Genomic DNA, 26,576 nt, shown 5'->3' on the forward strand with positions numbered 1-26,576 from the left:
GACTGTCGTCGGTGGCAACCGGACGGATGATGCGGAAAGGAAAGTCCATTTTGGCTCGTTGGCCTCTCGCACGGGGTCGGACGACACGCCAAGTATGCTTTCAACGCTGCCCCAACGTACAAGGAAGACAAGCCGATGAAAACCATCAAGGGCCCAGCCATATTCCTGGCCCAGTTCGCGGGAGACACCGCCCCCTTCGACACGCTAGACGGCATCGCCGGCTGGGCCGCCGGCCTGGGCTACAAGGGCGTGCAGATTCCCAGCTGGGACGCCCGCCTCTTCGACCTGAAGAAGGCCGCCGAGAGCAAGACCTACTGCGAGGAAGTGAAGGGCACGCTGGCGAGCCACGGCCTGCAGATCACGGAGCTCTCGACCCACCTGCAGGGCCAGCTGGTGGCGGTGCACCCGGCCTACGACGCGGGCTTCGACGGCTTCGCGGCGCCCGAAGTGCGCGGCGACCCGGTGCGGCGCCAGAAGTGGGCCGTCGAGCAGATGCACTTCGCGGCCAGGGCCTCGGCCAACCTCGGGCTCACGGCGCACGCAACGTTTTCGGGCGCGCTGGCCTGGCCGTATCTCTACTCATGGCCGCCGCGCCCGCCGGGACTGATCGAGGAAGCCTTCGACGAACTCGCGCGCCGCTGGCGGCCCATCCTGGACGCCTTCGACGCCGCCGGCGTCGACGTGAGCTACGAGATCCACCCCGGCGAGGACCTGCACGACGGCGTGAGCTACGAGATGTTCCTGGAGCGCGTGAACAACCACCCGCGCGCCTGCCTGCTGTACGACCCGAGCCACTTCATGCTGCAGCAGCTCGACTACCTGGCCTACATCGACCACTACCACGAGCGCATCAAGATCTTCCACGTCAAGGACGCCGAGTTCAACCCGACCGGCAAGCAGGGCGTGTACGGCGGCTTCCAGAGCTGGATCAACCGGGCGGGGCGCTTCCGCTCGCTGGGCGACGGGCAGGTGGACTTCAAGGCCATCTTCTCGAAGATGGCGCAGTACGACTTCCCTGGCTGGGCGGTGCTGGAGTGGGAGTGCTGCATCAAGCACCCCGAAGACGGCGCGCGCGAGGGCGCGAAGTTCATCGCCGACCACATCATCCGCGTGGCCGACCGGGCGTTCGACGACTTCGCGGCGGGCGGGGTGGACGTGGCGGCGAACAAGAGGATGCTGGGGATCGGCTAGGCATCAAGCATGGTCGCCCTGCCTGGATGGGCGACCATCAGCCATCCGCAAACTCTCCCAGCGCCAGCAGGACGTTTTGCACCGCGTTGTCCTGATTTTTGGTTGCCCGATGGGCCAGACCGAGGGGGCGGGTGAGTTGCGGCTGCAGGTGCCGCGTCACGTATTCGCTGCGTTTGTCGCTCCTGGCATGCGGCTCCAGAGGAAGAATGGCGGCCGCGTGCCCTGCTTCGACCAGACTCTTGATGGCCTCAGGGTAATTCAGGTGCATGCGCGCCCGAGGGCTCAATCCGGCCTGGCCGAACCATGTGGCAATGAGCCGGTACATCTGCGTGGCCGGGTCGAAAGAAATCCATGGGCGCTCGGCGAGCCACTGCGGCGTGATGAGCTTGGGAGATTTCCAGCTGCAAGGCACGATGGCCACCATGGGGTCGTGGCGCCACGGCGTGATCTTCACGCCCGCGCAAGGGGCCTGGGGCATCGCGATGATGCCGACATCCAAAGTGCCCGCCTGCAGCCGCGCGATGGCCTCGACAGAGCTCAGGATCTCCACCGTGATGTCGACGCCCGGACTGCGCATGGCCAGGCGCGCCAGTAGCGCAGGCAAAAGATGAGCGCTGACACCGGCCGATGAGCCGATGCGAACGACAGCTTCGCGGCCTTCCGACTTCCGACGAACGAGGTCACTCAGTTCGTCTGCGCTGGCGAGCAGCTTGCGGCCCCCCTCCACCAGCGCCATCCCTGCGGGAGTCAGACGTAACTGCCTTCGCCCGCGCTCGATCAGTGAAGCGCCCAGCCTCGACTCCAGCTCCCGAATGTGGAGGCTGATCGTCGGAGGCGCCAGGTGCAACGCCTGTGCCGCCGCGGCCAGCGTCCCGAGATCCGCGATGGCCACGAGGGTCTGGACCTGATCCAGATTGAGATTTCTCATTCAGTTTTTCTGTGACTAGGCGATAGGAAATTCAACTTTACAAAGCAATCGCCCGAAATTGACACTACCGCATGGAGAAGAGGAACGGGGGGCGGCGTGAGCACTGATGTGTTTCTGGCGATTCTGCTGGCCGCGCTGATGAACGCGGCCTGGAACAGCGCGATCAAGATGGGGGGCGACAAGGTCGCGGTGATGGCGATGACGACGCTGTTCGGCAGTGTCATCTCTTTATGCGCGCTGCCTTTCATCGGCCTGCATGCTTCCACGGAATGGTGGCTGCTGGCGCTCTCGATCTGTATTCACACGGTCTACCACTTCGTGCTGCCCCTGGCCTACAAGCACGGTGACCTGGGGCATGTCTATCCGATCGCGCGCGGCGGCGCCCCCGTGCTCGTGACCCTGGCGGCCGCGATGGCGCTCGGAGAGCTTCCACCGCCCATCGGGGTCGTCGGCATCCTCTGCCTCAGCATGGGTGTGCTGGCTTTCGCCTTTCAGCACCGCGCCCAAGGAATCGGCCATCGAGGAACGACCTACGCCTTGGCGACCAGCCTGCTGATCGCGTCCTACACAGTCGTGGATGGCCTGGGCGCGCGCGGATCGGAGTCTGCGCTGGGTTTTGCGGTCCTCCTGACCATCGGCGACGGCCTGGCCACGGCGCTCGTGGTCCTGTGCTGGAAAGGGCAGGCCGCCTTCCGCGTTGACCGGCGCACGCTTTCGTTGAGCGCTGTTGCGGGAACCCTGCAGATAGGGGCGTACTGGATCGCGGTATGGGCGCTTGCGCAAGCGCCGATGGGACTCGTGTCCGCCTTGCGCGAGAGCAGCGTGCTGTTCGTCGCACTGATTTCCACCTATCTGCTCAAGGAACGGCTGGGGCTGCATCGCATTGCGTGCTCAGCGCTGGTCTTCGCGGGCATTTTGCTGGTGAAGCTCGGTCAATAGCCTGCACGGCCTTACTTGGCAAGGTTGAAGTGCAGCCTCCGTTGGAGGCGCGTGCAGCGGCTGCGGTGCGCAGACTGATCCACGAGGCGATCCAGACTTTCAGCTGAGCGATGCGCAGCGCTGAAGAACTATGGGAGCGACAACGGTACTGTCGACCACCAAGTTCGCCGGCCTGCAGCGGTGTATCGGGCCCTCGCGCTACAGCAGCCCGGCCAGCCGCCCGATCGCCCCGTCGATCTGCGCCTCGCCGATCAGCCCGTAGCCGAAGGCCAGGCCGTTGGGCGTGCCGGCCGCCAGCGGATCGAGCGCGAAGCGCGACAGCGGCGGCAGCGTGATGCCGGCCGCCGCGGCGCGCTCGACCACCGCATCGGCGCGCGTGCCGCCATGCAGCCACGCCGACAGGTGCAGGCCCGCGCTGGAGGGAATCACTTCCAGCCGGCCCGCGCCGTGGCGCGCCAGCGCGTCGAGCAGGGCGGTGCGCCGCGCGCCGTAGAGCTTGCGCATCTTGCGGATGTGGCGCGCGAGGTGGCCTTCGGCGATGAAGGCCGCGAGCGCGTCTTGCCCGAGCACGGGGCCGTGCCAGTCGGCCAGCTCGCGCGATCGCACCAGCGCCGCGCGGGCCCAGGGCGGCGCGACCACGAAGCCCAGGCGCAGCGCGGGAAAGAGGCTCTTCGAGAAGGTGCCGACGTAGAAGACCGACTCGGCGCGGTCCAGCGTCTGCAGCGCGTCGAGCGGGCGGCCGGCGAAGCGGAATTCGCTGTCGTAGTCGTCCTCGACGATCACCGCGTTGCGCTCGCGCGCGAGGGCCAGCAGCGCGGCGCGGCGCTGCGGCGACATCGCGACGCCGGTCGGGAACTGGTGCGAGGGCGTCACGCAGACCACGCGCGCCTCGGACGGGATTCTGTCCACGCACAGGCCCTCGGCGTCGGTGGGCACCGTCACCACCCTCGCGCCCGCCGCCAGCATGGCCTCGCGCAGCGATGGATAGAAAAGCTGCTCCACCGCGACCACCGTGCGCCCCGGCACGACCAGGATGCGCGCGAGCAGCCCGAAGGCCTGCTGGGCGCCGGCCGTGACCACGATGTCGTCGGCGGTGCAGCCGACCGCGCGGGTGAACGACACATGCCCGGCGATCGCCTCGCGCAGCGCGGGCTGGCCCTGCGGGTCGGCGTAGTCGGCCGTCTGATGCGCGATGCGGCGCAGGGCGCGGTCGCTCAGGCGGCGCCAGATGTCGAAGGGAAAGAGGCTCACGTCGGGCAGGCCGACGCGGAAGTCGTCGCGCGCGGGCTGCGGCTGCAGGGTGGGGGCGAGGTCGGCGCCGGGGACGCTCGCGGGCACGAGGCGAGGGTCGCGGCCGGCAGCCAGGGCTCTTTTGGGAGCAGCGCGCCGCCGGGACACCGGCAGCGTGTCGGCCACGTAGGTGCCGGCGCCGGGCCGCGCGAGCAGGTAGCCCTCGCCCAGCAGCAGGTCGTAGGCCGCCAGCATGGTGTTGCGCGACACGCCCAGCCGCTGCGCCAGCGCCCGCGTGGCGGGCAGGCGCGCGCCGGGCTGCAGCCGGCCGTCGAGGATGGCTGCGCGCAGCTGGCGGTGCAGCTCGCGCAGCAGGTCGCGCGAACCGGCGGGCGGCAGGCGGATGGCGAGTTCGAAAAGTGGCTCCATGAACTTTGCCGATTGTGGTTCTTTTGAAGAGCCAGTTGCAAACCTATTCTGGAGGCACTGAACACACTCGCCACGGAGTCCATCGTCATGAACAACACGGCTCTTTCCTCTTCCGCCCCTTCATCCTCGCCGCAGCCGGCCGGGCGCCTGCCGCTGAGCCTGGGCTGGCTCGCACTGGGCGCCTTCGCCATCGGCACCGAGAGCTTCATGGTCGCGGGCCTGCTGCCGGTGCTCGCGGCCGACCTGCGGATCGGCCCCGCGCACGCCGGGCAGCTGGTGCTGCTGTTCGCGCTGAGCTATGCGATGGGCTCGCCGCTCATGGCGGCGCTGCTGGCGCGCTTCGGGCGCCGACGGCTGCTGGTGGTGAGCCTCGCGGCCTTCTCGGGGCTGACACTGGCCGCGTCGATGGCGCACGGCTTCATGCAGCTGGCGCTGGCGCGCGTCGCGCTGGGGCTGGTGGCCGGCGTGTTCCTGCCGACGGCGAGCGCCGTGGCGGCGGTGATGGTGTCGCCCGCGCTACGGGGCCGGGCGCTGGCGATCGTGACCGGCGGCGGCACGGTGGCGGTGGCGCTCGGCGTGCCGCTGGGCGCGTGGATCGCAGGCTGGGGCGGCTGGCGCACGGCCTACCTGCTGATCGCGGCCGTGGCGGCGCTCGCCACCTGGGGCCTTGCGCTGGGGCTGCCGCGCGAGCTGTCGCAGGCGCCTGTCGAGCAAAAGCGCGCACCGGCCTTCGCCGTGGCGCGCGAACCGGGTGTGCTGCCGGGGCTGCTGGTCAGCCTGCTGTGGGCCACGGGCGGCTTCAGCTTCTACACCTACATCGCGCTTTTTTTCTCGCACACGCTGGGTTTCGGCGCTGAAGGCACGGGCGCGGTGTTCTTCGCCATCGGCGTGGCGGCGGCGATCGGCACCGCGGCCGGCGGCTGGGCCACCGACCGCTTCGGCGCCGACCGCATGGCGCAGGGCTTCGCGCTGATGCTGGTGCTGATCCTGGGCGGGCTGTCGTTCGCCGCGCAGATGCTGCCGCGCGGCCTGGCGCTGCCGGCGATCGTGGGGCTGTCGGCGCTCTGGGGCTTCGCGGGCTGGGGTTTCGGGCCGGCGCAGGCGGTGCGGCTGATCCGGCTGGCGCCGGAGCGCGCACCGATGACACTGTCGCTCAACGCCTCGGCGATCTACCTGGGCATCGCGGCGGGTTCGGGGCTGGGCGGGGTGGCGATCGACCTGTTCGGCGTCGGCACGGTGGGCTGGGTGGGTGCGGCCTGCCAGTTTGCCGGCCTGATGCTGCTGCTGCGCGCCGCACGCCGGGCGCGCGTGTCCGGCGCCGCTTCGTCAAAGCTATGTTTTCGATAGCAAAAAGCGTTTGCACCACGGCCCTTCGGGGCCTTTTTCTTTTCGGCGTTGTTTTAAGACAAGCAACTGTCATGCCCCGCAAGCTATAATGTCGGGTTCGTTTCGATACCACGGCGAAGAATTTCGTCAATCCCGCCTGCAAGCTGCGCTGCTTTCCGGATTCTCCGGCCTCCCGCTCGGCAAGCCGGCATTCACAGTGTGTTGGAGTGCCAGACCGGCGCCCATGATGGCCACCACTGCCGTCGTTCCTGTTGAAGCGAATCGCGCGTCCGTCTCGCGCTCCCGTACGCGGGCTGAAACAATCACACCAATTCAATCTCCAACACACATCGAACGAACGATTCAGAGGTAAGCACAGATGCCAAAGGAAGAACTGATCGAAATGAACGGCGCGGTAACCGAAGTCCTGCCGGACTCGCGCTACCGCGTCACGCTGGACAACGGCCATCAGCTGATCGCCTACAGCGGCGGCAAGATGCGCAAGCACCACATCCGCATCCTGGCCGGCGACAAGGTGTCGCTCGAGCTCTCGCCCTACGACCTGACCAAGGGCCGCATCACCTTCCGTCACCTGGAACGTCGCGGCCCGCCGCCGACGAACTCCGGCGGCTCCGGCAACAACAACGCACCCCGCCGCTGATACGCCACCGACACAAGGCCTTGCGACGCTCCCCAGGGGCGCCGCAAGGCCTTTGTCATTCGTGCGTCCTGCCGGCCACCGAACCATGACCACCCCCGACTCCACGGCCGACAACGGCAACAACGGCTTCGCCGCGCTGGCGCTCTCGCCGCAGATGCTGGCCAACCTCACGCAGCTCGGCTACACGCAGATGACGCCGATCCAGGCGGCAGCGCTGCCGCCGGCGCTGCTCGGCAAGGACCTGATCGCCCAGGCCAAGACCGGCAGCGGCAAGACCGCCGCCTTCGCCCTGGCACTGCTTTCCAACCTGAACCCACGCCGCTTTGCGGTGCAGGCGCTGGTGCTGTGCCCGACGCGCGAGCTGGCCGACCAGGTCACGACCGAGATCCGCCGCCTCGCGCGCGCCGAGGAGAACATCAAGGTGGTCACGCTCTGCGGCGGCGTCGCGCTGCGCGGGCAGGTGGCCAGCCTGGAGCACGGCGCGCACATCGTGGTGGGCACGCCGGGGCGCATCATGGACCACCTCGAGCGCGGGAACCTGGACCTGGAAGCGCTCAACACCCTGGTGCTCGACGAGGCCGACCGCATGCTCGACATGGGCTTCTTCGACGACATCGTGAAGGTGGCGCGCCAGTGCCCTTCGGCCCGCCAGACGCTGCTGTTCTCGGCCACGTACCCGGAAGGCATCGCCAAGCTCGCGCAGCAGTTCATGAAGAACCCCGAGCAGATCGCCGTGCAGTCGCAGCACGAGGGCAGCAAGATCCGCCAGCGCTGGTACGAGGTGGCCGACAACGAACGGCTGCATGCCGTGAGCCTGCTGCTCGACCATTTCCGCCCCGTCAGCACGCTGGCCTTCTGCAACACCAAGCAGCAGTGCCGCGACCTCGTCGACGTGCTGCGTGCCCAGGGCTTCAGCGCGCTGGCGCTTTTCGGCGAGCTGGAGCAGCGCGAGCGCGACCAGGTGCTGGTGCAGTTCGCCAACCGCAGCTGCTCGGTGCTGGTGGCCACCGACGTGGCGGCGCGCGGGCTCGACATCGCGCAGCTCGAAGCGGTGATCAACGTCGACGTGACGCCCGATCCCGAAGTGCACATCCACCGTGTCGGCCGCACCGGCCGCGTGGGGCAGCAGGGCGCATCGGAAGGCCTGGCGCTGAACCTGGCGAGCATGGACGAGATGGGCAGCGTCGGGAAGATCGAGCAGCTGCAGGGCCGCGAATCCGAATGGCACCCGCTGGCCGAGCTCACGCCGGGCAAGGGCGCGCCGCTGCAGCCGCCGATGGCCACGCTGCAGATCGTGGGCGGGCGCAAGGAGAAGATCCGCGCCGGCGACGTGCTGGGCGCGCTCACCGGCGACTGCGGCTATGCGAAGGAGCAGGTCGGCAAGATCAACGTCAACGAGTTCTCGACCTACGTGGCGGTGGACCGCGCGATCGCGGCCGAGGCGGTGCGCAAGCTCTCCGCCGGCCGCGTGAAGGGCAAGTCGGTCAAGGTGCGGCTGCTGGAACAGTAGCCGCCTGCGGCGAGGTCGGCGCCACGGGCGCATCGAGCGCCGGGGCCGTGCCGGCAGGAACCTCCTGCCGCGCCAGCTTCGCGGCCAGCCGGAACGCAACCATCACCGCCAGCAGCCCGAAGATCGACGAGCCCACGGCCTGGCCGATCAGCACGCCGGCCGCGCCGTAGTGCGAGCCCCACCAGGCGAACGGAATCGTGCCCAGCGTGGCGCGCCCCCAGTTGAACGCGGTCGACAGCAGCGGGTGCCCGAGGTTGTTGAACGATGCGTTCGCCACGAACAGCCCGCCCGCGAAGAAGAAGCTCGCGGCCAGCCAGCTGCAGAAGAGCGAGATCAGCTGCGCCGCCTGCCCGTCGGCCGAGAACGCCCGGATGATCACGCCCTGCCCGAGCGCGAGCACCAGCCACGCCACGGCCACCGACACCACCATGAAGAGAAGGCTGTCGCGCAGCCCCTCCTGCACGCGGCGGAACTGCCCCGCGCCCAGGTTCTGCGCGAGGATCGGCCCGACCGCGCCGCTGAGCGCATAGACCAGCCCGAAGGCCACCGGCGTCAGCCGGTCGATGGTGGCCGCGCCCGCCACCGCCGAAGGCCCGAACTGCGCGACCGAATGCGTGACGAAGGCCGCGCCCACCGGCGTCGCGAGATTCGTCAGCACCGCCGGAGCCGCCACCGTGCCGAGCGCGCGCGCATCGTCGGCGAGCCTGCGCGGCTCGAAGCGCCCGAGCATGCGGTGCCGCACGGTCACGCCGTGCAGGCCGACGGCCGCGAGCACGACGCGCGAGACCACCGCGCTGATGGCCGCGCCGTCGAGCCCCAGGCCGAAGCCGAAGATCAGGATCGGGTCGAGCGCCGCCGTCACGAAGGCGCCGCCGAGCGTCACCGTCATCGCGCGGCGCGCATCGCCGATGGAGCGCAGCAGCGCCGAGGTCGCCATGCCGATGCCCAGCAGCGGCAGCGTGTGCACCGTCACCGAGAGGTAGCGGTGCGCGAGCCGCGCCGTCTCGCCCTCGGCGCCGAGCGCGTGCAGCGCCGGGTGCAGGAAGAACGCGGTGCCCGTGCCCGCCACCACGGCCAGCGCCGTCATCAGCACGAGGCTCGACGTGGCGATGCGGCGGGCGTCGTCGCCTCGGCCGGCGCCCACGGTGCGCGACACCACCGCCGCGATGCCGATCGTCAGCCCGATGCACAGCGACGCATGGAAGAAGCCCACCACGCCCGCGAAGCCGATCGCCGCGGCGATCTCCTTCTCGCCCAGCAGCGAGATGTAGAACAGGTTGATGAGGTCGACCGCGAACACCGCGATCAGCCCGATGGCGCCCGTGCCGGCCATCACGCAGACGTGGCGCATCAGCGAGCCCGAAACGAAGCGCGCGCGCCCGATACCACCCGCCGTTGCGGTTATTGGCATGTGAAATTCCCGATGTGGCCTAATTGCAGGTTCGAACATCACTTTTACCCGAGCTTTTCATGCCCAAGACATTCCGTACCGAAGCCGAACGCGTTGCCACCCCGAAGCCGACGCCGCTGCCCGGCTACACCGTGCCGCGCTCCGGTGGCGGCCAGAAGGTCAGCCTCGAACGCGGCACCGCCACGCGCAGCAAGAAGAACCCCGGCAAGCGCGCCAAGAAGGGCGGCTGATCCGGCCTTCGGCCAGCCGGCTCGCCGAAAGAGCCACCACGAACGCGCCCCGGGCGCGTTTTGTCATTGGGGCGCACCGCCCCGAGCCTTCCCCCGAGACTCGCGATGTCCGACGACAACCAGATACTCATCCCGCCCTCGTTCTTCGCGGTCTACACCGACGCCCGCCAGCGCCTGAGCGAGCCCATCGGCGTGGTGCGCGAGCGCTACGAGATCTGCGAGGACCTCGCCAGCCATCTCGTGGGCCATGCGCAGATCCAGCACCACACCGAGGTGCCGGTCGAAAACGAGATCCTGCGCCGCATCCACGCCGGACTGGCCGCGCCCGAATCGGGCGTCTCGCCAACCGAGGCCACGTGGGTGGTGCGGCGGCTCGCAGAGTTGCTGGGCTGGGAAGATCCGGAACTGCCCGAGCCCGGGTCAGAAGCCGGCTGAGTCCGTCCGGCGCTCAGCGCGCCGCGAAGCGCTCCACCAGAAAGTCGACGAAGGCGCGCGTCTTGGCTGCGAGGTGACGCGAGGGGTACACGGCGTACACGGGCGTGCGGTCGGCCTCCCACTCCTGCAGCACCGCCTCGAGCCGGCCCGCGGCCAGCTCCTTCTCCACGTAGATACGCGGGATCAGGCTCAGGCCGAAGCCCGCGAGCAGGGCGTCGCGCACGGCGATGCTGGAGCCGACCTTGTAGCGCCCGTCGATGGGCACCGCAACGCTGCGGCCGGCGCGCGTGAAGGTCCACTTGTTGGCGTGGCCGGAGAGCGTGAACTGCACGCACTCGTGGCTCTTCAGGTCGGCGGGCTGCTGCGGCCGGCCGGCAGCGTCGAGGTAGGCGGGGGCGGCGCACAGCACGTGGTCCATGGTCATGAGCTCGCGCGCGACGAGGCTCGAATCCTCCAGCCGGTCGCTGCCGCGGATGGCCAGGTCGTAGCCCTCGCCGATGATGTCGACGCGCGCGTCCTGCAGGTTCAGCTCCAGCCGCAGGTTGGGGTGCCGGCCCATGAACTCCGGAATGGCCGGCGACAGCAGCGTGAGCGCGAGGGTCAGCGGCGCGCTCACGCGCAGCACGCCGCCGGGGCTGCTGCCCATGGGCGCGAGTGCGGCATCGGCCTCGGCGAGCTCGTCGAGGATGCGGGAGAGCCGCTCGTGGTACGCGGCGCCGGCCTCCGTCAGGCTCATCTGCCGCGTGGTGCGATTGATGAGCCGCACCTTCAGGTGCGCTTCCAGCTCGGCGATGTTCTTGCTCACCGCCGCGGGCGAGAGCCCCATCTGCCGCGCGGCGCCTGCGAAGCTGCCCGTGGCGGCGGCGGTGCGGAAGACTTTGAGCGCGGTGAGGTGGTCCATGCCTGATTGACGACTGACGGTAAAGAATCAATTCATTATTCGAACATTCACAACCAACGGTCAACTCACTAGATTCGAGGCATGACCAGCCGCACCACCGACATCCTCCTGACCGCCACGGCGCCCGCCATCTGGGGCAGCACCTACATCGTCACGACCGAGCTGCTGCCGGCGAACTACCCGCTGACGGTGGCGCTGCTGCGCGCGCTGCCCGCGGGCCTGCTGCTGCTGGCGATCGTGCGGCAGCTGCCCGGGCGCGCGTGGTGGGGGCGCATCCTGCTGCTCGGGGCGCTGAACTTCTCGGTGCTGTGGGCGATGCTGTTCCTCGCGGCCTACCGGCTGCCGGGCGGCGTGGCAGCCACCATCACCTCGGTGCAGCCGCTGATGGTGGTGTTCCTGGCCAGCGTCTTCCTGGGCTCGCCGGTGCGTGCGCTGTCGGTGGTGGCGGCGATGGTCGGCATTGGCGGGGTGGCGCTGCTGGTGCTGACGCCGAACGCGGCGCTCGACGCGCTCGGCATCGCGGCCGCCATCGCCGCCGCGGTGTCGATGGCCTTCGGCACGGTGCTGAGCCGGCGCTGGCAGCCACCGGTATCGGCGCTGACCTTCACAGCGTGGCAGCTCACAGCGGGCGGCCTTCTGCTCCTGCCCGTGGCGCTGCTGCTGGAGCCGCCGCTGCCCGCGCTCACGCTGCACAACTGGATCGGCTTCGGCTGGCTGGGCCTGGTGGGCGCCGCGCTGACCTACATCGTGTGGTTCCGCGGCGTGGCGCGGCTGGAGCCTTCGACCATCGCGCCGCTGGCATTCCTGAGCCCGGTGACGGCGGTGATCCTGGGCTGGGCGCTGCTGGGGCAGGCGCTCTCGGCGTGGCAGGTGCTGGGCATCCTCGTCGTGATCGCGAGCATCTGGCTGAGCCAGCATGCGCAGCGCGGCTCGCAGCCGCCGAAGGTGCGCACCGCGCCGGCGGGCGCGCGCTGATGAAGGAAGGCCAGGCAGCGACCGAAGCCCTCGGCCTAGTTGTCGATGATCTTGCGCGCGAAGACTTCGAGGTAGTCCATCAGCCGGTTGGCGCCCGCAGTGGCGGCAGCCTCGTCGCCGGTCGCGATGCCCCGCGCCAGCTGCAGGTGCGCGTTCGCGCCTTCGACGATCTCGCCCTCGTGCTGGTAGGCGTACCAGAAGCGCCGGCACTGGACGATGGGCGGGATCACCGCGCGCACCGCCGAGTCGTTGTGGCTCGCCCGGTGGTTGACGAGGTCGAGCGCGCGGTCGGCCTGCATGTAGTCGTTGAGGTCGCCCCGGCCCGCGGCCTCGACCATCATCTCGGCGCAGCGCACGATCTCCTGGCGCTGCTGCGCGGTGGCGCGGCGCGCCGAGCAGGCGGCGATCAGCAGTTCGAGCACGCGCCGCGTCTGGATCACGTCGAGGTGGTCGGCGAGGTCGATGGTCGACACCAGCAGCCCGCGGCGCGGCTGCTGCACGATGAGGCCGATGGACACCATGCGCATCAGCGCCTCGCGCACCGGCGTGCGGCCCAGCCCCGTGCGCTCGGCGAGTTCGGCCTCGACGATCTGGCTGCCGGGCTGCAGCTGCATGGTGGACAGCAGCGTCTCGATGGCGTCGTAGGCCTCGTCGGCGGCACGGCGCTTGGGCCGCGCGCGGGCGGCGGGCACAGGGGCTGTCTCTGCTTCTTTCTTCTTCGGTGCTGTCTTCGGGGAGGCCATGGTCTCGTTCTGCGGATGCGGCGGCGCCGTCATTGTCGGGCGTCCGCGCCGCCGACGACTTCCCCGAGGCCCGCGAGCGTCGCGATGCGCACCGGCGACAGCGGCGGGCGCGGCACGGGCGGCGTCCACCCGAAGAGGAACTGCGCGGCGTCGCCGCACACGCGCCCCTGGCAGGCGCCCATGCCGCAGCGGCGGTGCAGCTTGGCGTCGGTCCAGCCGCTGCAGTCCTGCAGCGCGGAGAAGGGCACGTCCTCGCAGCGGCACACGAGCGTGTCGGGCCGAGGGAGCGCCCGGATGCCGGCATGCAGCGCGAAGCCGCGGTGCAGCTGCGCGGCGAAGGCATCCCAGCGGGCGCGCTCGCCTTCGTGCGCGGCGGCGGCGCGCTCGTCGCCCACCGCCGCATGGCCGGCGATGCTGCCCTGCGCCAGCGCGCGCTCGCTGCCGCCGAAACCGGTGCACTCGCCCGCCGCGTAGATGCCCGGCACGCTGGTGGCCTGCCGCGCATCGACCTGCAGGCCGCGCGCGCTGAAGCCGTCCGAAGCCAGCGCGCAGCCGAGCATGCGGCCGAGCTGCGTGTTCGGCACCAGGCCGAAGCCGCAGGCGATGCGGTCGCAGGCGATCTCCACTTCCTTGCCGTTGCCCTGACGCAGTCGCACCGACTCGACCTGCACGGCGCCACCCGCCGAAACGACGTGCGACGAGGTGCGATAGCAGGGGTCGGCCAGCGCGACGGCCTGCGCCGCCTTGCCCGGCCAGCGCGCAAGGCTGGCGCCGAAGCGCGCGACCGAGGCGAACGAAGCCTGCTCGGCGATGCGCAGCACCTCGGCGCCCGCCGAACGCGCGGTGGCTGCGGCGGCGAGCAGCAGCGGTCCGCTGCCCGCGACGACGATGCGCTCGCCCTCGACCGGCAGGCCGGCCTTGATGAGCGCCTGCAGCCCGCCCGCGCCAGTCACGCCGGGCAGCGTCCAACCGGGAAAGGGCAGCAGCAGTTCGCGCGCGCCGGTGCAGAGGATCAGCTTGCCCCATCGCATGCGCACGGCGCCATCGGCGTCTTCGAGCAGCAGCTCGCCGGGCGAGGGCGCAGCGACCACGCGCGTGCCGCTGCGCACGCGGATGTTGGCGTGGCGTTCGAGTGCGTCGCGCCACTTGCGCGCGGCAGGCGGAAGCTTCGCGCCGGGGCCGTCGCGCCAGATCTGTCCGCCGGGCGCGGGGTTGTCGTCGATCACGACGATCGATGCGCCGCTTCGCGCAGTCGCCACGGCCGCCGCCATGCCGGCCGGACCGGCGCCGACGACCAGCACGTCGCAACGCTCGGGCACGACGCCGCTCATTCCGATGTCTCCACGCGCATGCCCTCGGCGCACACGGTCTGGCAGGCGAGCCTGCGCCGGCCGTCGACGAGCACGCGGCATTCCTGGCACACGCCCATGCCGCAGAAAGGCGCGCGCGGCTGGCCGCCGACGGAAATGCGCGCCACGCCCGTGCCGCCGGCCACGCGCAGCGCGGCGGCGACCGAGCTGCCGGTCTTCACGCGGACCAGGCGGCCGTCGATGTTCAGCAGGGTGTGGGCACTCATGCGGCCTCCCGCAGGCCGCGAGGCTCGTAGGGCGTCGCGTCGAAACCGGGCGTCGCACCGGTCATCAGCGCGGCGAGCAGGTGTGCGCTGCCCGGCGCCGTGGTCACGCCCAGGCCCTCGTGCCCGACGGCGAGCCAGAGCTTCTCGCGCCACGGATGCTTGCCGAGAAGCGGAAGCCCGTCGGGCGAGGCCGCGCGCATGCCGGTCCACGAGCGCAGGGCGTTGAGGTTCGCGAGCCCTGGCAGGTAGTCGAGCGCGCGCTGGAGCATGCGCGCGAGCATCGGCGCTTCCACGGCCGCGTCGGTGGTGTCGAACTGGCGCGAGGAGCCGATCAGCAGCTGCCCCGTGGGACGCGGCTGCACGTTGAAGGCGACCGAGTCGCCCTCGCTGTGGTGCGCGCTGGTCACATAGCCGAGTTCGACGAGCTGATGATGCACCGTGCCCGGATAGCGGTCGGTGATGAGCAGGTGGCCCTTCTTCGGGCGTATCGGCAGCTCGGGGCACAGCGCGGTCGCCTGGATGCCGTTGGCGAGCACCACGCGCGGCGCGGTGCGCCGGCTGCCGTCGGCCAGGCGCAGCGTGCCTGTTTCCTCGATGGCATCGACCTTCGCCTGCTCGACGCGGATCGATGCCGCATGCTGCGCGAGCAGCCAGCGCGCCGCGTTGGGTGCGTAGAGGATGCCGTCGCCCGGCACTTCGAGCGCGCCGGCGAGGCCCTTGCGCAGAGCGGGCTCGGCGGCCGCGAGCTGGTGCGCGTCGAGCAGACGGCTGTCGATGCCGTCGGCGCGCAGCCGCTGCAGCTTGCGCTCGGCCTCGGCCATCTCCTCGTCGTTGGCGGCGATCCACAGCGTGCCGCAGGGGCTGTAAGCGCAGTCCTCGCCCATGCGCGGCGCTAGTTCGCGCCATTGCGCGATAGAGCGGCGGCTCAGTTCGAGCTCGGCCGGGTTGTCGTCCATCACCACGAGGTGGCCCATGCCCGCGCCGGTGGCGCCGCCGATGCCCGCGTCGAGCACCAGCACCTTCGCGCCCGCATCCGCGAGCGCATGCGCGCACGCGGCGCCGACGATGCCGGCGCCGATGACGATGACGTCCGCGTCCATTGCGCCCGTCGTGCCCGTGGTCAGAGCCGGATGCCCCAGCCGAAGGGATCGGCGTCGTCGATCAGCAGCGTGGCCTCTGCGCTGATGTGCGCGCGGCCGCGCAGCGTGGGAATGACGCGGCCTTCGCCGTCGAGCGCGTAGCTGGCCTCGAAGACGCTGCCGATCACGCTGGCCTGCTTCCACACCTCACCCGGCGCGAGCTTGCCGTCGGCCGCGAGGCAGGCGATCTTGGCGCTGGTGCCGGTGCCGCAGGGCGAGCGGTCGTAGGCGTTGCCGGGGCAAAGCACGAAGTTGCGGCTGTCGGCGCCTTCGCTGTCGTCGGCGAAGAGTTCGATGTGGTCGATCTCCGCGCCGTCGGCACCGGTGATGCCCTGTGCCGCCAGGGCCCTACGCAGCGCGGCGGTGTAGTCGGTGAGCGCGGCGAGGTTGTCGCTCGCCACGCGCTGGCCGTGCTCGCTCACGAGGAAGAACCAGTTGCCGCCCCAGGCCACGTCGCCGCGCACGATACCGTGGCCGGGCAGCTCGACCGCCGCCTGCCGCAGGTGCCGATAGGCGGGCACGTTGCGCACGCTCACCGAGCCGTCTTCGTGCAGCGTGGTGGTCACGGTGCCCACGGGCGTCTCGATGCGGTGCTCGCCGATGCCGATGCGCCCCATGTGCGCGAGGCTCGCGACCAGCCCGATGGTGCCGTGGCCGCACATGCCGAGATAGCCGGCGTTGTTGAAGAAGACGACGCCCGCGGCCGCGTCGGCCGAGACCGGCTCGCACAACAGCGCGCCCACCACCACGTCGCTGCCGCGCGGCTCCAGCACGGCGGCGGCGCGCCACTTGTCGTGCCGCTCGGCGAGCAGCGTGCGGCGCTCGGCCATGCTGCCCTTGCCCAGGTCGGGGAAGCCCCCGATCACCAGGCGCGTGGGCTCGCCGCCCGTGTGTGAGTCGATGACCTGGATGCGGTGCATGTCGTTCTTCGCCTTGCCTCAGTAGCTCGCGATGGGCACGGGTGCCGCGTTCTTGAAGGTGAACACGGTGATCGGCGCCTGCTTCATGTTGCCCTTGTCGTCGTAGGCGTAGGTGGCGGCCACGCCCTTGTAGGTGGCCTTGTAGAGCTCGGCGCCGACCTTGTCGGGGTCGATGGAGTTGGCCTTCTTCATCGACTCGCCGATGAAGAGCACCTGGTCGTAGTACGAAGCGGCGTACGCGTCGGGATCGACGTTGAAGCGCTTCTTGAACTTCTCCTTGAAGGCCGGGCCGCTCTGCGCCTTCTCGAGGATGGAGCCGCCCTGCGCGCAGAACACCAGGTCGTTGACCGCGTCGCCGCCGAGCTTGCCGGTGGCGGGGCTGCAGACGGTGTCGCCGCCCAAGAGCTTGCCGGGCACCGCGAGCTGCTTCATCTGGCGCGCCATGGGCGCGGCCTGCGGCGCGTAGCCGCCGAAGAAGATGGCCTCGGGCGCCTTGGCCTTCATGTTGGTGAGGATGGCGGTGAAGTCCACGGCCTTGTCGGTGGTGAACTCCTGGCCGACCACGGTGAGGCCCTGCTTCTTCGCCTCCTTGGTGAATTCCTCGGCGAGGCCCTGGCCGAAGGCGGTGCGGTCGTCGATCACGCCGACCTTCTTCAGCTTCATCTCCTTGGCCGCATACACGGCCATGGCGCCGCCGATCTGGTTGTCGCTCGCGATGATGCGGTAGAGGTTCTTGTAGCCGCCCTGCGTGACCTTCGGGTTGGTGCCCACGGTCGAGACCATGGTGCCGCCGTCGCTGTAGACGCGCGAAGCCGGGATGGCCACGCCCGAGCAGTACGGGCCCATGACGAACTTCACGCCGTCGTCCACGAACTTCTGCGCCACGCTCACGCCGGTCTTGGCGTCGCACTGGTCGTCTTCGGAGACCAGCTCGAACTTCAGCGTCTTGCCGCCGACCACGAGCTTCTTCGCGTTGAGCTCCTCGACGGCGAGGCGCACGCCGTTTTCATTGTCCTTGCCCGCGAAGGCGTTGGGGCCCGAGAGAGGACCGCTGTGGCCGATCTTGACCACCTGCTCCTGCGCATGCGCCTGGCCGGCGAGGGCCAGGGCCGCGAGACCGAGAAACGAAACCATGCCTGCTTTTGTCTTCATGCTTCTTCCTGCTGGGTTGGGGACGATGAAAAACACGCGGCCGGCAGCCGACCGGTAAGCCGGTGCCGGCGCGCCGTCGGTTTATTGCATGACCGACTGGTATTGAACAGGCCTCGTCGCGAGCGCCTTCTTCACGATGCCTTCGACATACTCGCGCTCGGCGCCGACGAGCGGCAGGCGCGGGCGGCGCATGTGCTCGGTGCCCACGCCCACGAGCGCGTCGATGAGCTTGAGGTTCTGCACCAGCTTGGTCGACACGTCGAGGTGCAGCATCGGCGTCATCCACTGGTAGAGCTTGAGCGCCTCGGCGAACTTGCCGGCCTTCATCAGGTCGTAGAGCGCCACCGTCTCGCGCGGAAAGGCGCAGCCCACGCCGGCGAGCAGGCCGTCGCAGCCCAGCGCCAGGCCCTCGTAGGCGAGGTCGTCGACGCCGAGGAACAGCTGGTAGCGCTCGCCCACGGTGTTGCGCAGGTCGGTGATGCGGCGGATGTCGTCGGTGCTTTCCTTGATGGCGGCGATCCATTCGCAGTCGGCCAGCTCGACCATGTGCGCAGGCTTCAGGTCGACGCGGTAGGCCACCGGGTTGTTGTAGACCATGATGGGTTTCTGCGCCGCGTTGGCGATGGTGCGCACGTTGAGCATGGCTTCGCGCGCATCGGCCACGTAGATGACCGAGGGCATCACCATGAAGCCGGCCACGCCGAGCCTGTTGGCGCCGTCGACGTAGCGCAGCGCCTCGCGCGTGCTGGTCTCCGAGACGTTGGCCAGCACCGGGATGCGGCCGTCGGCGGCTTCGAGCGCGATCTTGGCGACCTGCAGCTTCTCCTCCAGCGTCAGCGTGCTGGCCTCGCCGAGCGAGCCGCAGGTGACGAGGCCGTGGATGCCGTTGCGGATCTGGAAATCGATGTGCCGGGCGGTGCCCTCGGCGTCGATGCTCTCGTCGGCGTGGAACTTGGTGGTGACGGCGGGAAAGATGCCCTGCCAGCGGGGATTGCTCACTTGATCGCTCCTTCGGATGTGCGGTGGAAAGCACCGGACTCTAAATATATTAAGGATATACGGTCAAGATACTTTTGGGGCAAGCGCTCTTTTGCGTCGTGTTCTTCTGTGATACGGAGGGGGCGCAGGGCGCGAAAGCCCTGCGCAAGGCCGGCCCGCCTACTTGTGGCCGTCGGCGGGACGCAGCACGCCGCGCTGGAGCGTGACCGGCTTGCCGATCGGCGGCGCAGTCTTCGTCTCGACGGTGCGCAGCCTGCCGTCGTCCATGCGCACGCCGACCTCGTAGACGGTGACGGTGCGCACGTGCTTCTCGATGGCGTTGCCCGCGAAGCCGCCGCCGACCGCGCCCAGCACCGTGGTGGCGACGCGGCCGTTGCCATGGCCGAACTGGTTGCCGACGAGGCCGCCGACCACGCCGCCCGCGACGGCGCCGACACCGCTGGTCTTCTGCTCGCGCTGTACCGGCCGGACCGACTCGACGCGGCCGCAGACCGCGCACGGTGGCGCTGCGCGCGTGGCGGGCGCGGGCTCGGCTGCCGCAACGGCCGTCGAATTCACGGGAGCGGGCGCTGACTGCGGCACGGCGGCCATCGGCTGAGGAGCGGCGCCGGCGCCGACCGCGGGCGGCGGCATCGCAGGCGCGGGCGGCATGGCTTCGGGCTTGAAGTCGTCGGGCGCCGGGGCAGTCGCCGCGGTAGCGGCAGCGGCCAAGGGTGTGGCGGCGGGCGCCGCCGTTTCCTGCCCCTGCCTGTGCAGCAGCACCCCGCCGAGCGCCGCGACCGCGATGACCAGCACGCCGATCACGGCCCAGAGCACCTTGGGCGATTTGCCTGCGTGCACGGCCGCAGGCTGTTCGAGGGGCGATGTCGAATTCATGAGATTTCCTTTCAGCCCCGGCGCAGGGCGGGGGCACCGCCAGAGCATGGCTTCGGGGCACGCGAAGTTCAATCCGCCGGCGTCCTACAAGGCACCTCCAGCAAGATGCGCCGCCACAGAGCGGTCAGCCCGCCCGGGCCATGGCCGCGATCGGCTCCAGCGCCAGCAGGGTCAGCTGCCCGTAGCCGACGTGCAGCCAGCCTTCGGCCTGCATGTGCTGCAGCGCGAGGTTGCAGCGCTGCCGCGAGACGCCGGCGATGGCCGCGAGCTCGTCCTGCGCGATGGGCAGGTGGATCAGCCCGAGCGGGTTGTTCAGCGGATGGGCCAGCCCGCACAGCGCATTCGCCACGCGCGCGGGGCCGCGCATCAGCCGCACGTCGCCCACGTGGTCCATGAAGTAGTGCAGGCGCTCGTTGATCTGCGCGTAGATGAAGTCCTTGAACGCCGGGTGCTCCTGCAGCAGGCGGGCGAAGTCGTCCAGCGGCAGCAGCGCGACCCGGCTGTCGCGCAGCGCCACGTAGTCGGCATGGCGGGGCTTGCCGCGCAGCAGCGCGCCCTCCCCGAACCAGCAGCCCGGCAGGATGCCGCCGAGCGTGGAGCTGCGGCCGTCGGCGGCGAGCACCGAGGTCTTGAGCAGCCCCTCCATCAGCCCGAACCAGGCCGACGGAATCTCGCCGCGCCGCCCCAGCAGCTGGCCCTTCGATACCCGGTGCTCGCGCATGCGCTCCATCACCCGCTTGCGCAGCAGCGCAGGCAAGGCAGCGCTCCACGACGACAGGCGCAGCAGCTCGTCCATGCCGAGGCCCGCGGGTTCGTCCGCCTTCGGGCGCCTCGAAGGAAGGGCCGCCGGCGCCCGCCGACGAGATGCGCCCGGCGGCTCGTGAGGCGGCCCTTGCGAGGGCTCCTGTGGCTTCTTTTGCAACGGGCAAACCCTTAATTCAAATGTCTCATTTCCAACAGTATCGCCGCCGCATCCACCGAACAATCCGGCCCGAACCGCCCGCCGGGCGGCTTCCGGATGCCAGCTACACGATGCACGATTCGCCCCCTTCCGACGCCCACGGCCAGCTGCTGTGGACACCCTCGGCCAAACAGGTCCGCGCCAGCGGACTGCATGCCTACCAGCAGTGGCTGGCCGAACGCCACGGCGTGCCGGCGGGCGGCTACGAGGAGCTCTGGCAGTGGTCCGTGGACGCGCTGGAGCCCTTCTGGCAGTCGATCCGGGAGTACTTCGGCGTGGTGGGCGAGGGCGATGCGCAACCGGTGCTCGCGCAGCGCGAGATGCCCGGTGCGCAGTGGTTTCCCGGCATGCGGCTGAACTACGCCGAGAACGTGTTCCGCAGGGTGGGCAACGACCCGGCGAGCCCCGCGATCATCTCGCGCAGTGAAGACGCGCCGCTGCGCACCATGTCGTGGGCCGAGCTGGAGCGCGACGCCGCCGCGCTGGCCGGGCAGATGCGCGCATGGGGCATCGGCCCCGGCGACCGGGTGGCGGGCTACCTGCCCAACTGGCCGGAGACCGTCGTCGCCTTCCTGGCCTGTGCCAGCATCGGCGCCATCTGGTCGAGCTGCGCGCCGGACATGGGCCCGGGCGTGGTCCTCGACCGGCTGCGCCAGATCGAGCCCTGCCTGCTGCTGGCGACCGACGGCTACCGCTACAACGGCAAGCGCCACGACCGCGGCGCCCAGGTGAAGGAACTGCTGGCCGAACTGCCCAGCGTGAAGCGCGTGATCCACGTGCCGGGCCCGGGCGACGAGGCCCCGGCACCCGACTGGCGCGACCGCGTCGACTGGGCCGACGCGCTGCGCGAGGACGCGCCGCCGCGCTACGAACGCCTGCCTTTCGACCACCCGCTGTGGATCGTCTATTCGTCCGGTACCACCGGCCTGCCCAAGGCGATGGTGCACGGCCATGGCGGCATCGTGCTCACGCACCTGAAGACCATGGCGCTGCAGCACGACCTGCGCGCGGGCGACCGGCTGCTGTTCCTCGGCAGCACCGGCTGGATCGTGTGGAACCTGCAGGTGGGCGCGCTTTTGACAGGCGCGAGCATCGTGCTGTTCGACGGCAACCCCGCCTGGCCCGACGCCGGCGCGCTGTGGCGCTTCATCGGCGAGCAGGGCGTCACGCTGTTCGGCTGCGGCGCGGCCTACCTGGCCAACTGCATGAAGGACGGCCTGCGCCCGCGCGACATCGCGAACCTGGAGCGGCTGCGCGCCATCAACGCGACCGGCTCGCCGCTGCCGGTGGAGGCCTATCTCTGGGTCTACGACGCCGTCAAGCCCGACCTCTGGCTGGCCTCGATCAGCGGCGGCACCGACATCGCATCGGGCTTCGTGGCCTGCGCGCCCAGCCTGCCGGTGCACGCCGGGGAGATCCAGTGCCCCGAGCTCGGCGTGGCGGCGTACGCATTCGACGACGCCGGCCGGCCGGTGGTCGACGAGGTGGGCGAGCTGGTCATCACCAAGCCCATGCCCTCGATGCCGCTGTACTTCTGGAACGATCCGGAGAACCGGCGCTACCGCGAGAGCTACTTCGAGACCTTTCCTGGCGTCTGGCGCCACGGCGACTGGATCCGCTTCACGCCGCGTCGCAGCGCGGTGATCTACGGGCGCTCCGACAGCACCATCAACCGCTTCGGCATCCGCATGGGCACCGCCGAGATCTACCGCGTGGTCGAGCAGCTGCCCGAGGTGCGCGACAGCGTCGTGGTCGACCTCGAATACCTGGGCCGTCCCTCGTTCATGCCGCTGTTCGTGGTGCTGCAGCCGGGCATGGCGCTCGACGCGGCCCTCGTCGAGCGCATCCGCGCCGCCATCCGCACCAAGGCATCGGCGCGCCACGTGCCCGACGACGTCGTGCAGGTGGACGAGATCCCGCGCACGCTCAGCGGCAAGAAGATGGAAGTGCCCCTGCGCAAGCTGCTGCTGGGCACGCCGGCCGAAAAGGTGGCGAGCCCCGACAGCATGCAGAACCCGCGCAGCCTCGCGTTCTTCATCGACTACGCCCGCCGGCGCGCGGCGGCCTGATTCCCCGGCAGCCTCCCGGGGCCGCCTTCGTTTTCCCCCAGCCCTTTCGCATACACACAACTCAAGGAGACACAGCACATGCAACGACGCCACTTCCTCAACGCCATGGCAGGCGCCGCCGCCGCCGGCGCACTGACGCCCTTCGCCGCCCTTGCGCAGGCGCTGGAGCAGGTGAAGGTCATCTACGGCTTTCCCGCCGGCAGCGCCGGCGACAGCGTGGCGCGCCGCGTGGCCGAGAAGCTCGGCGGCACGCCCTACAGCAAGAACCCGGGCTACGTGGAGAACAAGCCCGGCGCGGGCGGACGCATCGCGCTGGAGACGCTCAAGGCCCTGCCGGCCGACGGCTCGGTGCTGGCGCTGGCGCCCGTGTCGGCGCTGTCGGTTTATCCGTACATCTATCCGAAGCTCTCGTACAAGCCCGAGGACGTCACGGCCGTGTCCATCGGCGCGGTGATGTTCCACGGCCTGGCCGTGGGCCCCTCGGTCCCGGCGGAGGTCAAGACGCTCAAGGACTTCCTGGCCTGGGCCAAGGCCAATCCCGACAAGGCCAGCTACGGCTCGCCAGGCGCCGGCTCCATGCCGCACCTGCTGGGCGCGCTGCTGGGCATGCGCGCGGGCGTGGAGATCAAGCACGTGCCCTACCGCGGCACCGTGCCCAGCATCACCGACCTGGTGGGCGGCCAGATCGCGGCAGCCATGAACCCAAGCGGCGACTACCTGCAGTACGTGAAGGCCGGCCGCATCCGCGTGCTGGCCACCTCCGGCAAGAAGCGCTCGCCATTCCTGCCGACGTGCCGACCTTCACTGAGCTGGGCTACCCCGACGTGACCTCCGAGGAATGGTTCGGCTTCTACGCGCCGGCCAGGACGCCCGCCGCCACCATCGCCACCGCCAACGCGGCCATCACCCGGGCGCTGAAGGACAAGGCCGTGATCGACGCGCTGGCCCTGGTCGGCCTGGTCGCGAACGGCAGCACGCCACAGGACATGGCCGCCGACCAGAAGGCCGAGTACGAGCGCTGGGGGCCGCTGGTGAAGCAGATCGGGTTCACTTCGGAGTCCTGAGCGCGGAGTCCTGAGCAGCCTCCTGCGAGGCGATGTCGGCACCCGCGAGGAATCGCTTCGCCTCGCCTCGCATGCCCTGCGAGATGACCTCCCAGGTGCGCGCGGGAAAGTCCGGCGGCAGCAGCGCCTCGACCTCGCCCAGCGCGGCCTCCACCGATGCCACCAGCTCGAGCATCGCGTTCCACACACCGATGCCGCCGTTCTTCATTGCCAGGCCATGCCAGTGGCGGGCCTGGATGGTCTGGAACACGTAGTGCGCATTCCTCGAGCGGATCGCCATCGCCAGGCCCGCCCTGCGCGGCTGGAACTGATTGGCGCCATCGCCGAAATACGGCCACATCGAGATGACGTCGTACAGCGGCGTCATCTCGTAGGCGTCGCCGCGCTGGAGATGGATCGAGAAGTTCTTGGCATGCCCGTCGGTGGCCGCGAGCAGGAAGAAAGCCAGCTGCGCGAGCAGGAAGCGCGCGCCGTCCTCGGCGCTCCTGCTGCCTTGCAGCAGCTGCAGGCACTTCGGCATGCCGGGCCCGCCGTGCTGCTCGTACTTCTTTTCCGACGGCAGGCCCAGGGCCTGGCAGAAATCTTCCTGCGGCAGGCGTGCGATCCAGGTCCTGCCGTCCATCCACTCGCGGTCGAAGCGCTCCACGACCAGCACCGTCTGCCCGCCGAAGGTGGCCATGGAAGTCGGTGCCACCGGCAGGCCGAGGGCCAGCACGATCTGCGCGCACAGCCATTCGTTCTGCACCGAGTCGGAGGCGTCCACGCGCCTGGAGCCGCCGATCAGCCCGAGCGGCAGCTTCACGATGTGCGTGGTGGGCGTGGCGCCATGCGGCCGGCACCACGCGCCATTCCAGCGGGTCAGCGCCGTCTTTTCCTGCGCGCCGGCCAGCGAGATGCGAAACAGGTCTTCGTCGCGCATGCCTTGCGGCGCGTCTTCGGACGGCACGGCCTGCAGCAGGTCGGCGATCTGCGCCTCGTCCAGCGGCTCGCAGTCGATGGCGTTCCAGCCTTGCGGCATGGCGCCTTCGGGCACGAGTTGAACGGCGCCGACACAGTCGCGGCCGATGGCTTCGAGCAGGCCGAAGGCCGTGGCGTCCTTGAGCCGGAAGCGGTTGCGCAGCCGCGCGCGAATCCTGTCGTTGTCGGGCAGCAGGTTGTCGAAGTAGTTGCGGACCACCTCGCCGCGAACCTCGAGCGCGCTGTTGAGCGGGATCGACAGCGACAGCGATCGCCGCCGCGGCGATTCGGACCAGGCCGGGTCGTAGCGGAAGGAATGGGCGCCGCGTTCGACGATCCAGGTGCCTACGCGCTCTCCGTTCATCCAGGCGTCGAGGGCCTGCGTCACCACGACTCCCTCTTGGGCCGGACGACGAAATTCCGGCGCGAGGTGGGCTTGACGTCCTTGCCGGGGTTCAGCGCCTGGAGTGCGCGAAGCGATTCGCCCGGCGCCCCTGGCGATTCGGCTTCCAGCCGCACCAGCACCGACTGGTCGCTCATCGGCGTGGCGGTCCATGGGCCGGGCGGAAGCTTCACGGCGTCGTACAGCGCGGGCTCTTCCGCGGCCACGGGCACTGGACTGGGCGCTGCTTCCTCACGCAGGCTGAAGGAGGCGCCCAGCGCCGACAGGAGCTTCATCAGCTGCTCGAAGCTGACCGCGCCGGGGTTCGCCTCGATTTCCGCGATGCGGGCCTGGCTGACGCCGATGAGGGCGCCGGCCTGTGCCTGCGTCAGGCCGCGCTGCTTGCGCAGGGCCTTGAGATGCGGGCGCAGCTGATCGACGAAGCGCAGGGGATATTCCATTGCGCCTGCAGAATATCGGCCTTGTCTTGTTTTGTCAAAATATCGGTTTTGGCGTATTTTTCTTCAATATAAGTTCAGGCTTGTAATTTCCCTGCCATCAGTCGATCTTCGCCCCCGACGCCTTCACCACCGCCCCCATCGCATCCCAGTCCGCGCGCAGCAGCTTCTGGAACTCCTCCGCGCTCTGGCTGCGCGGCTCCACGCCCAGGCGCTTGAAGCGTTCCTGGATCGCGGGGTCGGCCAGCACCTTGTTGGTCACGGCGTTCAGGCGCTCGACCTCGGCCTTGGGCGTGCCGGCCGGTGCGAGCAGGCCGATCCACGAATCGAAGGCGTAGCCGGGCAGACCGCTCTCGGCCACGGTGGGCAGCTTGGGCAGGAAGGGGCTGCGCGACTGGCCGGTGGAGGCCAGCAGCTTCATGCGCGCGTCCTCCTGGAAGCCCATCACGCCGATGCTCGACGAGATCACCGCCTGCACGCGGCCCGCGAGCACCTCGTTGACGGCCTCGCCGGTCGACTTGGTCGGGATGTGCGTCATCTGCAGGCCGGCCTTCGCGAGGAAGGAGGCCATCGCCAGGTGCGTGGCGCTGCCGTTGCCGGCCGAGGCGTAGTTGTACTTGCCGGGGTTGGCCTTGACCTCCTTGATGAAGTCGGCCGTGCTCGACACGCCCATGCCGCTGGACACCGCCAGCACGTAGCCCGCGTTGCCGACGTTGGCGACGCCGACGAAGTCCTTCAGCGGGTCGTAGCTGAGCTTGCTGTAAAGGAAGCCCGCGATGTTGTGGCTCGCCGCGGCGAGGACCAGCGTGTTGCCGTCGGCCGGCGCGCGCGCCACGATCGCCGCGCCCACGGTGCCGCCCGCGCCCGCGCGGTTCTCGACGATGGCGCTGGCGTTCAGCGCGGCGCCCAGCTCGTTGTTGAAGGCGCGCGCCACCGTGTCCTGCACCGCGCCGGTGCCGAAGGGCACGACGATGTGGATCACGCGCTGCTGCGCATGTGCGGGAGCGATGCTGCAAAGCGCCGCTGCAGCGGCAATCGCGGTGAATGAACGTCGGGTGAGTCGGGTGGAGGTCATCTGCGTCGCCACTTTCTTGGTCATCGTCAACAGGAAGGA

The 26,576-nt window shown here is 69.8% G+C and carries 25 protein-coding genes and 1 pseudogene; 10 read left to right on the forward strand and 16 right to left on the reverse strand.

The window, feature by feature from the left end:
* Positions 1-135: 135 nt before the first annotated feature.
* Positions 136-1,191: a sugar phosphate isomerase/epimerase family protein gene (locus tag ACHMXA_RS02795; RefSeq protein ID WP_395318281.1), complete on the forward strand. Its 1,056-nt coding sequence runs from the start codon at positions 136-138 to the stop codon at positions 1,189-1,191.
* A 37-nt stretch (positions 1,192-1,228) separates the two neighbouring features.
* Here ACHMXA_RS02795 and ACHMXA_RS02800 read toward each other — a convergent pair whose 3' ends face one another.
* Positions 1,229-2,119, reverse strand: coding sequence for a LysR family transcriptional regulator (locus ACHMXA_RS02800; protein WP_395318283.1), 891 nt, complete (start codon positions 2,117-2,119; stop codon positions 1,229-1,231).
* A gap of 96 nt (positions 2,120-2,215) precedes the next feature.
* On the opposite strand from ACHMXA_RS02800, the gene ACHMXA_RS02805 reads away from it, so the two are divergent.
* Complete coding sequence (locus ACHMXA_RS02805) at positions 2,216-3,058, forward strand: EamA family transporter (RefSeq protein WP_395318285.1); 843 nt, start codon at positions 2,216-2,218, stop codon at positions 3,056-3,058.
* Between the two features lie 198 nt (positions 3,059-3,256).
* On the opposite strand, the gene ACHMXA_RS02810 is transcribed toward ACHMXA_RS02805, so the two are convergent.
* A complete protein-coding gene (locus tag ACHMXA_RS02810) occupies positions 3,257-4,717 on the reverse strand; it encodes a PLP-dependent aminotransferase family protein (protein ID WP_395318287.1) in 1,461 nt (486 codons plus the stop codon).
* 87 nt (positions 4,718-4,804) lie between these two features.
* Between ACHMXA_RS02810 and ACHMXA_RS02815 the strand changes: the two genes are divergently transcribed.
* The 3 genes from ACHMXA_RS02815 (at position 4,805) to dbpA (ending at position 8,214) form a co-directional block, all read left to right on the forward strand.
* Positions 4,805-6,064, forward strand: a complete 1,260-nt coding sequence (locus tag ACHMXA_RS02815) for an MFS transporter (RefSeq protein ID WP_395318289.1) — start codon at positions 4,805-4,807, stop codon at positions 6,062-6,064.
* 358 nt (positions 6,065-6,422) lie between these two features.
* Positions 6,423-6,704 carry a translation initiation factor IF-1 gene (gene infA, locus ACHMXA_RS02820; protein ID WP_176665307.1) on the forward strand — a complete coding sequence of 94 codons (282 nt, stop codon included), beginning with the start codon at positions 6,423-6,425 and terminating at the stop codon, positions 6,702-6,704.
* Between the two features lie 85 nt (positions 6,705-6,789).
* Positions 6,790-8,214 carry an ATP-dependent RNA helicase DbpA gene (gene dbpA / locus ACHMXA_RS02825; protein WP_395318291.1) on the forward strand — a complete coding sequence of 475 codons (1,425 nt, stop codon included), beginning with the start codon at positions 6,790-6,792 and terminating at the stop codon, positions 8,212-8,214.
* Here dbpA and ACHMXA_RS02830 read toward each other — a convergent pair.
* Complete coding sequence (locus ACHMXA_RS02830; protein WP_395318293.1) at positions 8,189-9,625, reverse strand: MATE family efflux transporter; 1,437 nt, start codon at positions 9,623-9,625, stop codon at positions 8,189-8,191. The two genes, dbpA and ACHMXA_RS02830, sit on opposite strands and share 26 nt — an antisense overlap.
* Before the next feature lie 59 nt (positions 9,626-9,684).
* On the opposite strand from ACHMXA_RS02830, the gene ACHMXA_RS02835 reads away from it, so the two are divergent.
* Positions 9,685-9,855, forward strand: a complete 171-nt coding sequence (locus ACHMXA_RS02835) for a hypothetical protein (protein ID WP_164546861.1) — start codon at positions 9,685-9,687, stop codon at positions 9,853-9,855.
* A gap of 105 nt (positions 9,856-9,960) precedes the next feature.
* Complete coding sequence (locus ACHMXA_RS02840; RefSeq protein WP_395318295.1) at positions 9,961-10,290, forward strand: hypothetical protein; 330 nt, start codon at positions 9,961-9,963, stop codon at positions 10,288-10,290.
* A 13-nt stretch (positions 10,291-10,303) separates the two neighbouring features.
* Here ACHMXA_RS02840 and ACHMXA_RS02845 read toward each other — a convergent pair whose 3' ends face one another.
* Positions 10,304-11,191: a LysR family transcriptional regulator gene (locus tag ACHMXA_RS02845; protein ID WP_395318297.1), complete on the reverse strand. Its 888-nt coding sequence runs from the start codon at positions 11,189-11,191 to the stop codon at positions 10,304-10,306.
* Positions 11,192-11,272: 81 nt separating this feature from the next.
* On the opposite strand from ACHMXA_RS02845, the gene ACHMXA_RS02850 reads away from it, so the two are divergent.
* Positions 11,273-12,166 carry an EamA family transporter gene (locus ACHMXA_RS02850; protein WP_395318299.1) on the forward strand — a complete coding sequence of 298 codons (894 nt, stop codon included), beginning with the start codon at positions 11,273-11,275 and terminating at the stop codon, positions 12,164-12,166.
* A 35-nt stretch (positions 12,167-12,201) separates the two neighbouring features.
* Here the strand turns inward: ACHMXA_RS02850 and ACHMXA_RS02855 are convergent, their stop codons facing one another.
* From ACHMXA_RS02855 to ACHMXA_RS02895, 9 genes are all read right to left on the reverse strand, one after another.
* Positions 12,202-12,942 (reverse strand): GntR family transcriptional regulator, encoded by a 741-nt coding sequence (locus ACHMXA_RS02855; RefSeq protein ID WP_395318301.1) that lies wholly within the window; start codon positions 12,940-12,942, stop codon positions 12,202-12,204.
* Complete coding sequence (locus tag ACHMXA_RS02860) at positions 12,939-14,240, reverse strand: FAD-dependent oxidoreductase (RefSeq protein WP_395318303.1); 1,302 nt, start codon at positions 14,238-14,240, stop codon at positions 12,939-12,941. The genes ACHMXA_RS02855 and ACHMXA_RS02860 overlap by 4 nt, the downstream gene beginning before the upstream one ends.
* Positions 14,237-14,485 carry a (2Fe-2S)-binding protein gene (locus ACHMXA_RS02865; protein WP_395318305.1) on the reverse strand — a complete coding sequence of 83 codons (249 nt, stop codon included), beginning with the start codon at positions 14,483-14,485 and terminating at the stop codon, positions 14,237-14,239. Before ACHMXA_RS02865 ends, ACHMXA_RS02860 begins: the two co-directional genes overlap by 4 nt.
* On the reverse strand, positions 14,482-15,585 hold the full coding sequence (locus tag ACHMXA_RS02870; protein WP_395318307.1) for an NAD(P)/FAD-dependent oxidoreductase: 1,104 nt from the start codon (positions 15,583-15,585) through the stop codon (positions 14,482-14,484). The genes ACHMXA_RS02865 and ACHMXA_RS02870 overlap by 4 nt, the downstream gene beginning before the upstream one ends.
* Before the next feature lie 20 nt (positions 15,586-15,605).
* Positions 15,606-16,544: a 4-hydroxyproline epimerase gene (locus ACHMXA_RS02875; protein ID WP_395318309.1), complete on the reverse strand. Its 939-nt coding sequence runs from the start codon at positions 16,542-16,544 to the stop codon at positions 15,606-15,608.
* An 18-nt stretch (positions 16,545-16,562) separates the two neighbouring features.
* Positions 16,563-17,696 carry a branched-chain amino acid ABC transporter substrate-binding protein gene (locus tag ACHMXA_RS02880; protein ID WP_395318311.1) on the reverse strand — a complete coding sequence of 378 codons (1,134 nt, stop codon included), beginning with the start codon at positions 17,694-17,696 and terminating at the stop codon, positions 16,563-16,565.
* Between the two features lie 81 nt (positions 17,697-17,777).
* Positions 17,778-18,695: a dihydrodipicolinate synthase family protein gene (locus ACHMXA_RS02885; protein ID WP_395318313.1), complete on the reverse strand. Its 918-nt coding sequence runs from the start codon at positions 18,693-18,695 to the stop codon at positions 17,778-17,780.
* A 159-nt stretch (positions 18,696-18,854) separates the two neighbouring features.
* The gene (locus tag ACHMXA_RS02890) at positions 18,855-19,571 is read right to left on the reverse strand and encodes a glycine zipper 2TM domain-containing protein (RefSeq protein WP_395318315.1); all 717 of its coding nucleotides are present in this window, start codon (positions 19,569-19,571) and stop codon (positions 18,855-18,857) included.
* Positions 19,572-19,695: 124 nt separating this feature from the next.
* Complete coding sequence (locus ACHMXA_RS02895; RefSeq protein ID WP_395318317.1) at positions 19,696-20,367, reverse strand: Crp/Fnr family transcriptional regulator; 672 nt, start codon at positions 20,365-20,367, stop codon at positions 19,696-19,698.
* A gap of 236 nt (positions 20,368-20,603) precedes the next feature.
* On the opposite strand from ACHMXA_RS02895, the gene ACHMXA_RS02900 reads away from it, so the two are divergent.
* The gene (locus ACHMXA_RS02900; protein ID WP_395318319.1) at positions 20,604-22,601 is read left to right on the forward strand and encodes an acetoacetate--CoA ligase; all 1,998 of its coding nucleotides are present in this window, start codon (positions 20,604-20,606) and stop codon (positions 22,599-22,601) included.
* Between the two features lie 105 nt (positions 22,602-22,706).
* Positions 22,707-23,665: pseudogene (locus ACHMXA_RS02905) on the forward strand (tripartite tricarboxylate transporter substrate-binding protein).
* Here ACHMXA_RS02905 and ACHMXA_RS02910 read toward each other — a convergent pair.
* The 3 genes from ACHMXA_RS02910 to ACHMXA_RS02920 form a co-directional block, all read right to left on the reverse strand.
* On the reverse strand, positions 23,649-25,013 hold the full coding sequence (locus ACHMXA_RS02910; protein ID WP_395318321.1) for a HipA domain-containing protein: 1,365 nt from the start codon (positions 25,011-25,013) through the stop codon (positions 23,649-23,651). The pseudogene ACHMXA_RS02905 and the gene ACHMXA_RS02910 sit on opposite strands and share 17 nt — an antisense overlap.
* Positions 25,007-25,465, reverse strand: a complete 459-nt coding sequence (locus ACHMXA_RS02915) for a helix-turn-helix domain-containing protein (protein WP_395318323.1) — start codon at positions 25,463-25,465, stop codon at positions 25,007-25,009. Before ACHMXA_RS02915 ends, ACHMXA_RS02910 begins: the two co-directional genes overlap by 7 nt.
* Before the next feature lie 97 nt (positions 25,466-25,562).
* Positions 25,563-26,561: a tripartite tricarboxylate transporter substrate-binding protein gene (locus tag ACHMXA_RS02920; RefSeq protein ID WP_395318324.1), complete on the reverse strand. Its 999-nt coding sequence runs from the start codon at positions 26,559-26,561 to the stop codon at positions 25,563-25,565.
* Between the last annotated feature and the right edge of the window lie 15 nt (positions 26,562-26,576).

It is taken from the genome of Variovorax sp. UC74_104, assembly GCF_044055375.1.
GTDB lineage: Bacteria > Pseudomonadota > Gammaproteobacteria > Burkholderiales > Burkholderiaceae_C > Variovorax.

Bases quoted from the DNA above. Each gene is read 5' to 3' on its own strand.
- ACHMXA_RS02795 (WP_395318281.1), top strand. From the start codon at position 136: ATGAAAACCATCAAGGGCCCAGCCATATTCCTGGCCCAGTTCGCGGGA.
- ACHMXA_RS02800 (WP_395318283.1), bottom strand. From the start codon at position 2,119: ATGAGAAATCTCAATCTGGATCAGGTCCAGACCCTCGTGGCCATCGCG.
- ACHMXA_RS02810 (WP_395318287.1), bottom strand. From the start codon at position 4,717: ATGGAGCCACTTTTCGAACTCGCCATCCGCCTGCCGCCCGCCGGTTCG.
- ACHMXA_RS02815 (WP_395318289.1), top strand. From the start codon at position 4,805: ATGAACAACACGGCTCTTTCCTCTTCCGCCCCTTCATCCTCGCCGCAG.
- infA (WP_176665307.1), top strand. From the start codon at position 6,423: ATGCCAAAGGAAGAACTGATCGAAATGAACGGCGCGGTAACCGAAGTC.
- dbpA (WP_395318291.1), top strand. From the start codon at position 6,790: ATGACCACCCCCGACTCCACGGCCGACAACGGCAACAACGGCTTCGCC.
- ACHMXA_RS02830 (WP_395318293.1), bottom strand. From the start codon at position 9,625: ATGCCAATAACCGCAACGGCGGGTGGTATCGGGCGCGCGCGCTTCGTT.
- ACHMXA_RS02835 (WP_164546861.1), top strand. From the start codon at position 9,685: ATGCCCAAGACATTCCGTACCGAAGCCGAACGCGTTGCCACCCCGAAG.
- ACHMXA_RS02840 (WP_395318295.1), top strand. From the start codon at position 9,961: ATGTCCGACGACAACCAGATACTCATCCCGCCCTCGTTCTTCGCGGTC.
- ACHMXA_RS02845 (WP_395318297.1), bottom strand. From the start codon at position 11,191: ATGGACCACCTCACCGCGCTCAAAGTCTTCCGCACCGCCGCCGCCACG.
- ACHMXA_RS02850 (WP_395318299.1), top strand. From the start codon at position 11,273: ATGACCAGCCGCACCACCGACATCCTCCTGACCGCCACGGCGCCCGCC.
- ACHMXA_RS02855 (WP_395318301.1), bottom strand. From the start codon at position 12,942: ATGACGGCGCCGCCGCATCCGCAGAACGAGACCATGGCCTCCCCGAAG.
- ACHMXA_RS02860 (WP_395318303.1), bottom strand. From the start codon at position 14,240: ATGAGCGGCGTCGTGCCCGAGCGTTGCGACGTGCTGGTCGTCGGCGCC.
- ACHMXA_RS02865 (WP_395318305.1), bottom strand. From the start codon at position 14,485: ATGAGTGCCCACACCCTGCTGAACATCGACGGCCGCCTGGTCCGCGTG.
- ACHMXA_RS02870 (WP_395318307.1), bottom strand. From the start codon at position 15,585: ATGGACGCGGACGTCATCGTCATCGGCGCCGGCATCGTCGGCGCCGCG.
- ACHMXA_RS02875 (WP_395318309.1), bottom strand. From the start codon at position 16,544: ATGCACCGCATCCAGGTCATCGACTCACACACGGGCGGCGAGCCCACG.
- ACHMXA_RS02880 (WP_395318311.1), bottom strand. From the start codon at position 17,696: ATGAAGACAAAAGCAGGCATGGTTTCGTTTCTCGGTCTCGCGGCCCTG.
- ACHMXA_RS02890 (WP_395318315.1), bottom strand. From the start codon at position 19,571: ATGAATTCGACATCGCCCCTCGAACAGCCTGCGGCCGTGCACGCAGGC.
- ACHMXA_RS02895 (WP_395318317.1), bottom strand. From the start codon at position 20,367: ATGGACGAGCTGCTGCGCCTGTCGTCGTGGAGCGCTGCCTTGCCTGCG.
- ACHMXA_RS02900 (WP_395318319.1), top strand. From the start codon at position 20,604: ATGCACGATTCGCCCCCTTCCGACGCCCACGGCCAGCTGCTGTGGACA.
- ACHMXA_RS02915 (WP_395318323.1), bottom strand. From the start codon at position 25,465: ATGGAATATCCCCTGCGCTTCGTCGATCAGCTGCGCCCGCATCTCAAG.
- ACHMXA_RS02920 (WP_395318324.1), bottom strand. From the start codon at position 26,561: ATGACCAAGAAAGTGGCGACGCAGATGACCTCCACCCGACTCACCCGA.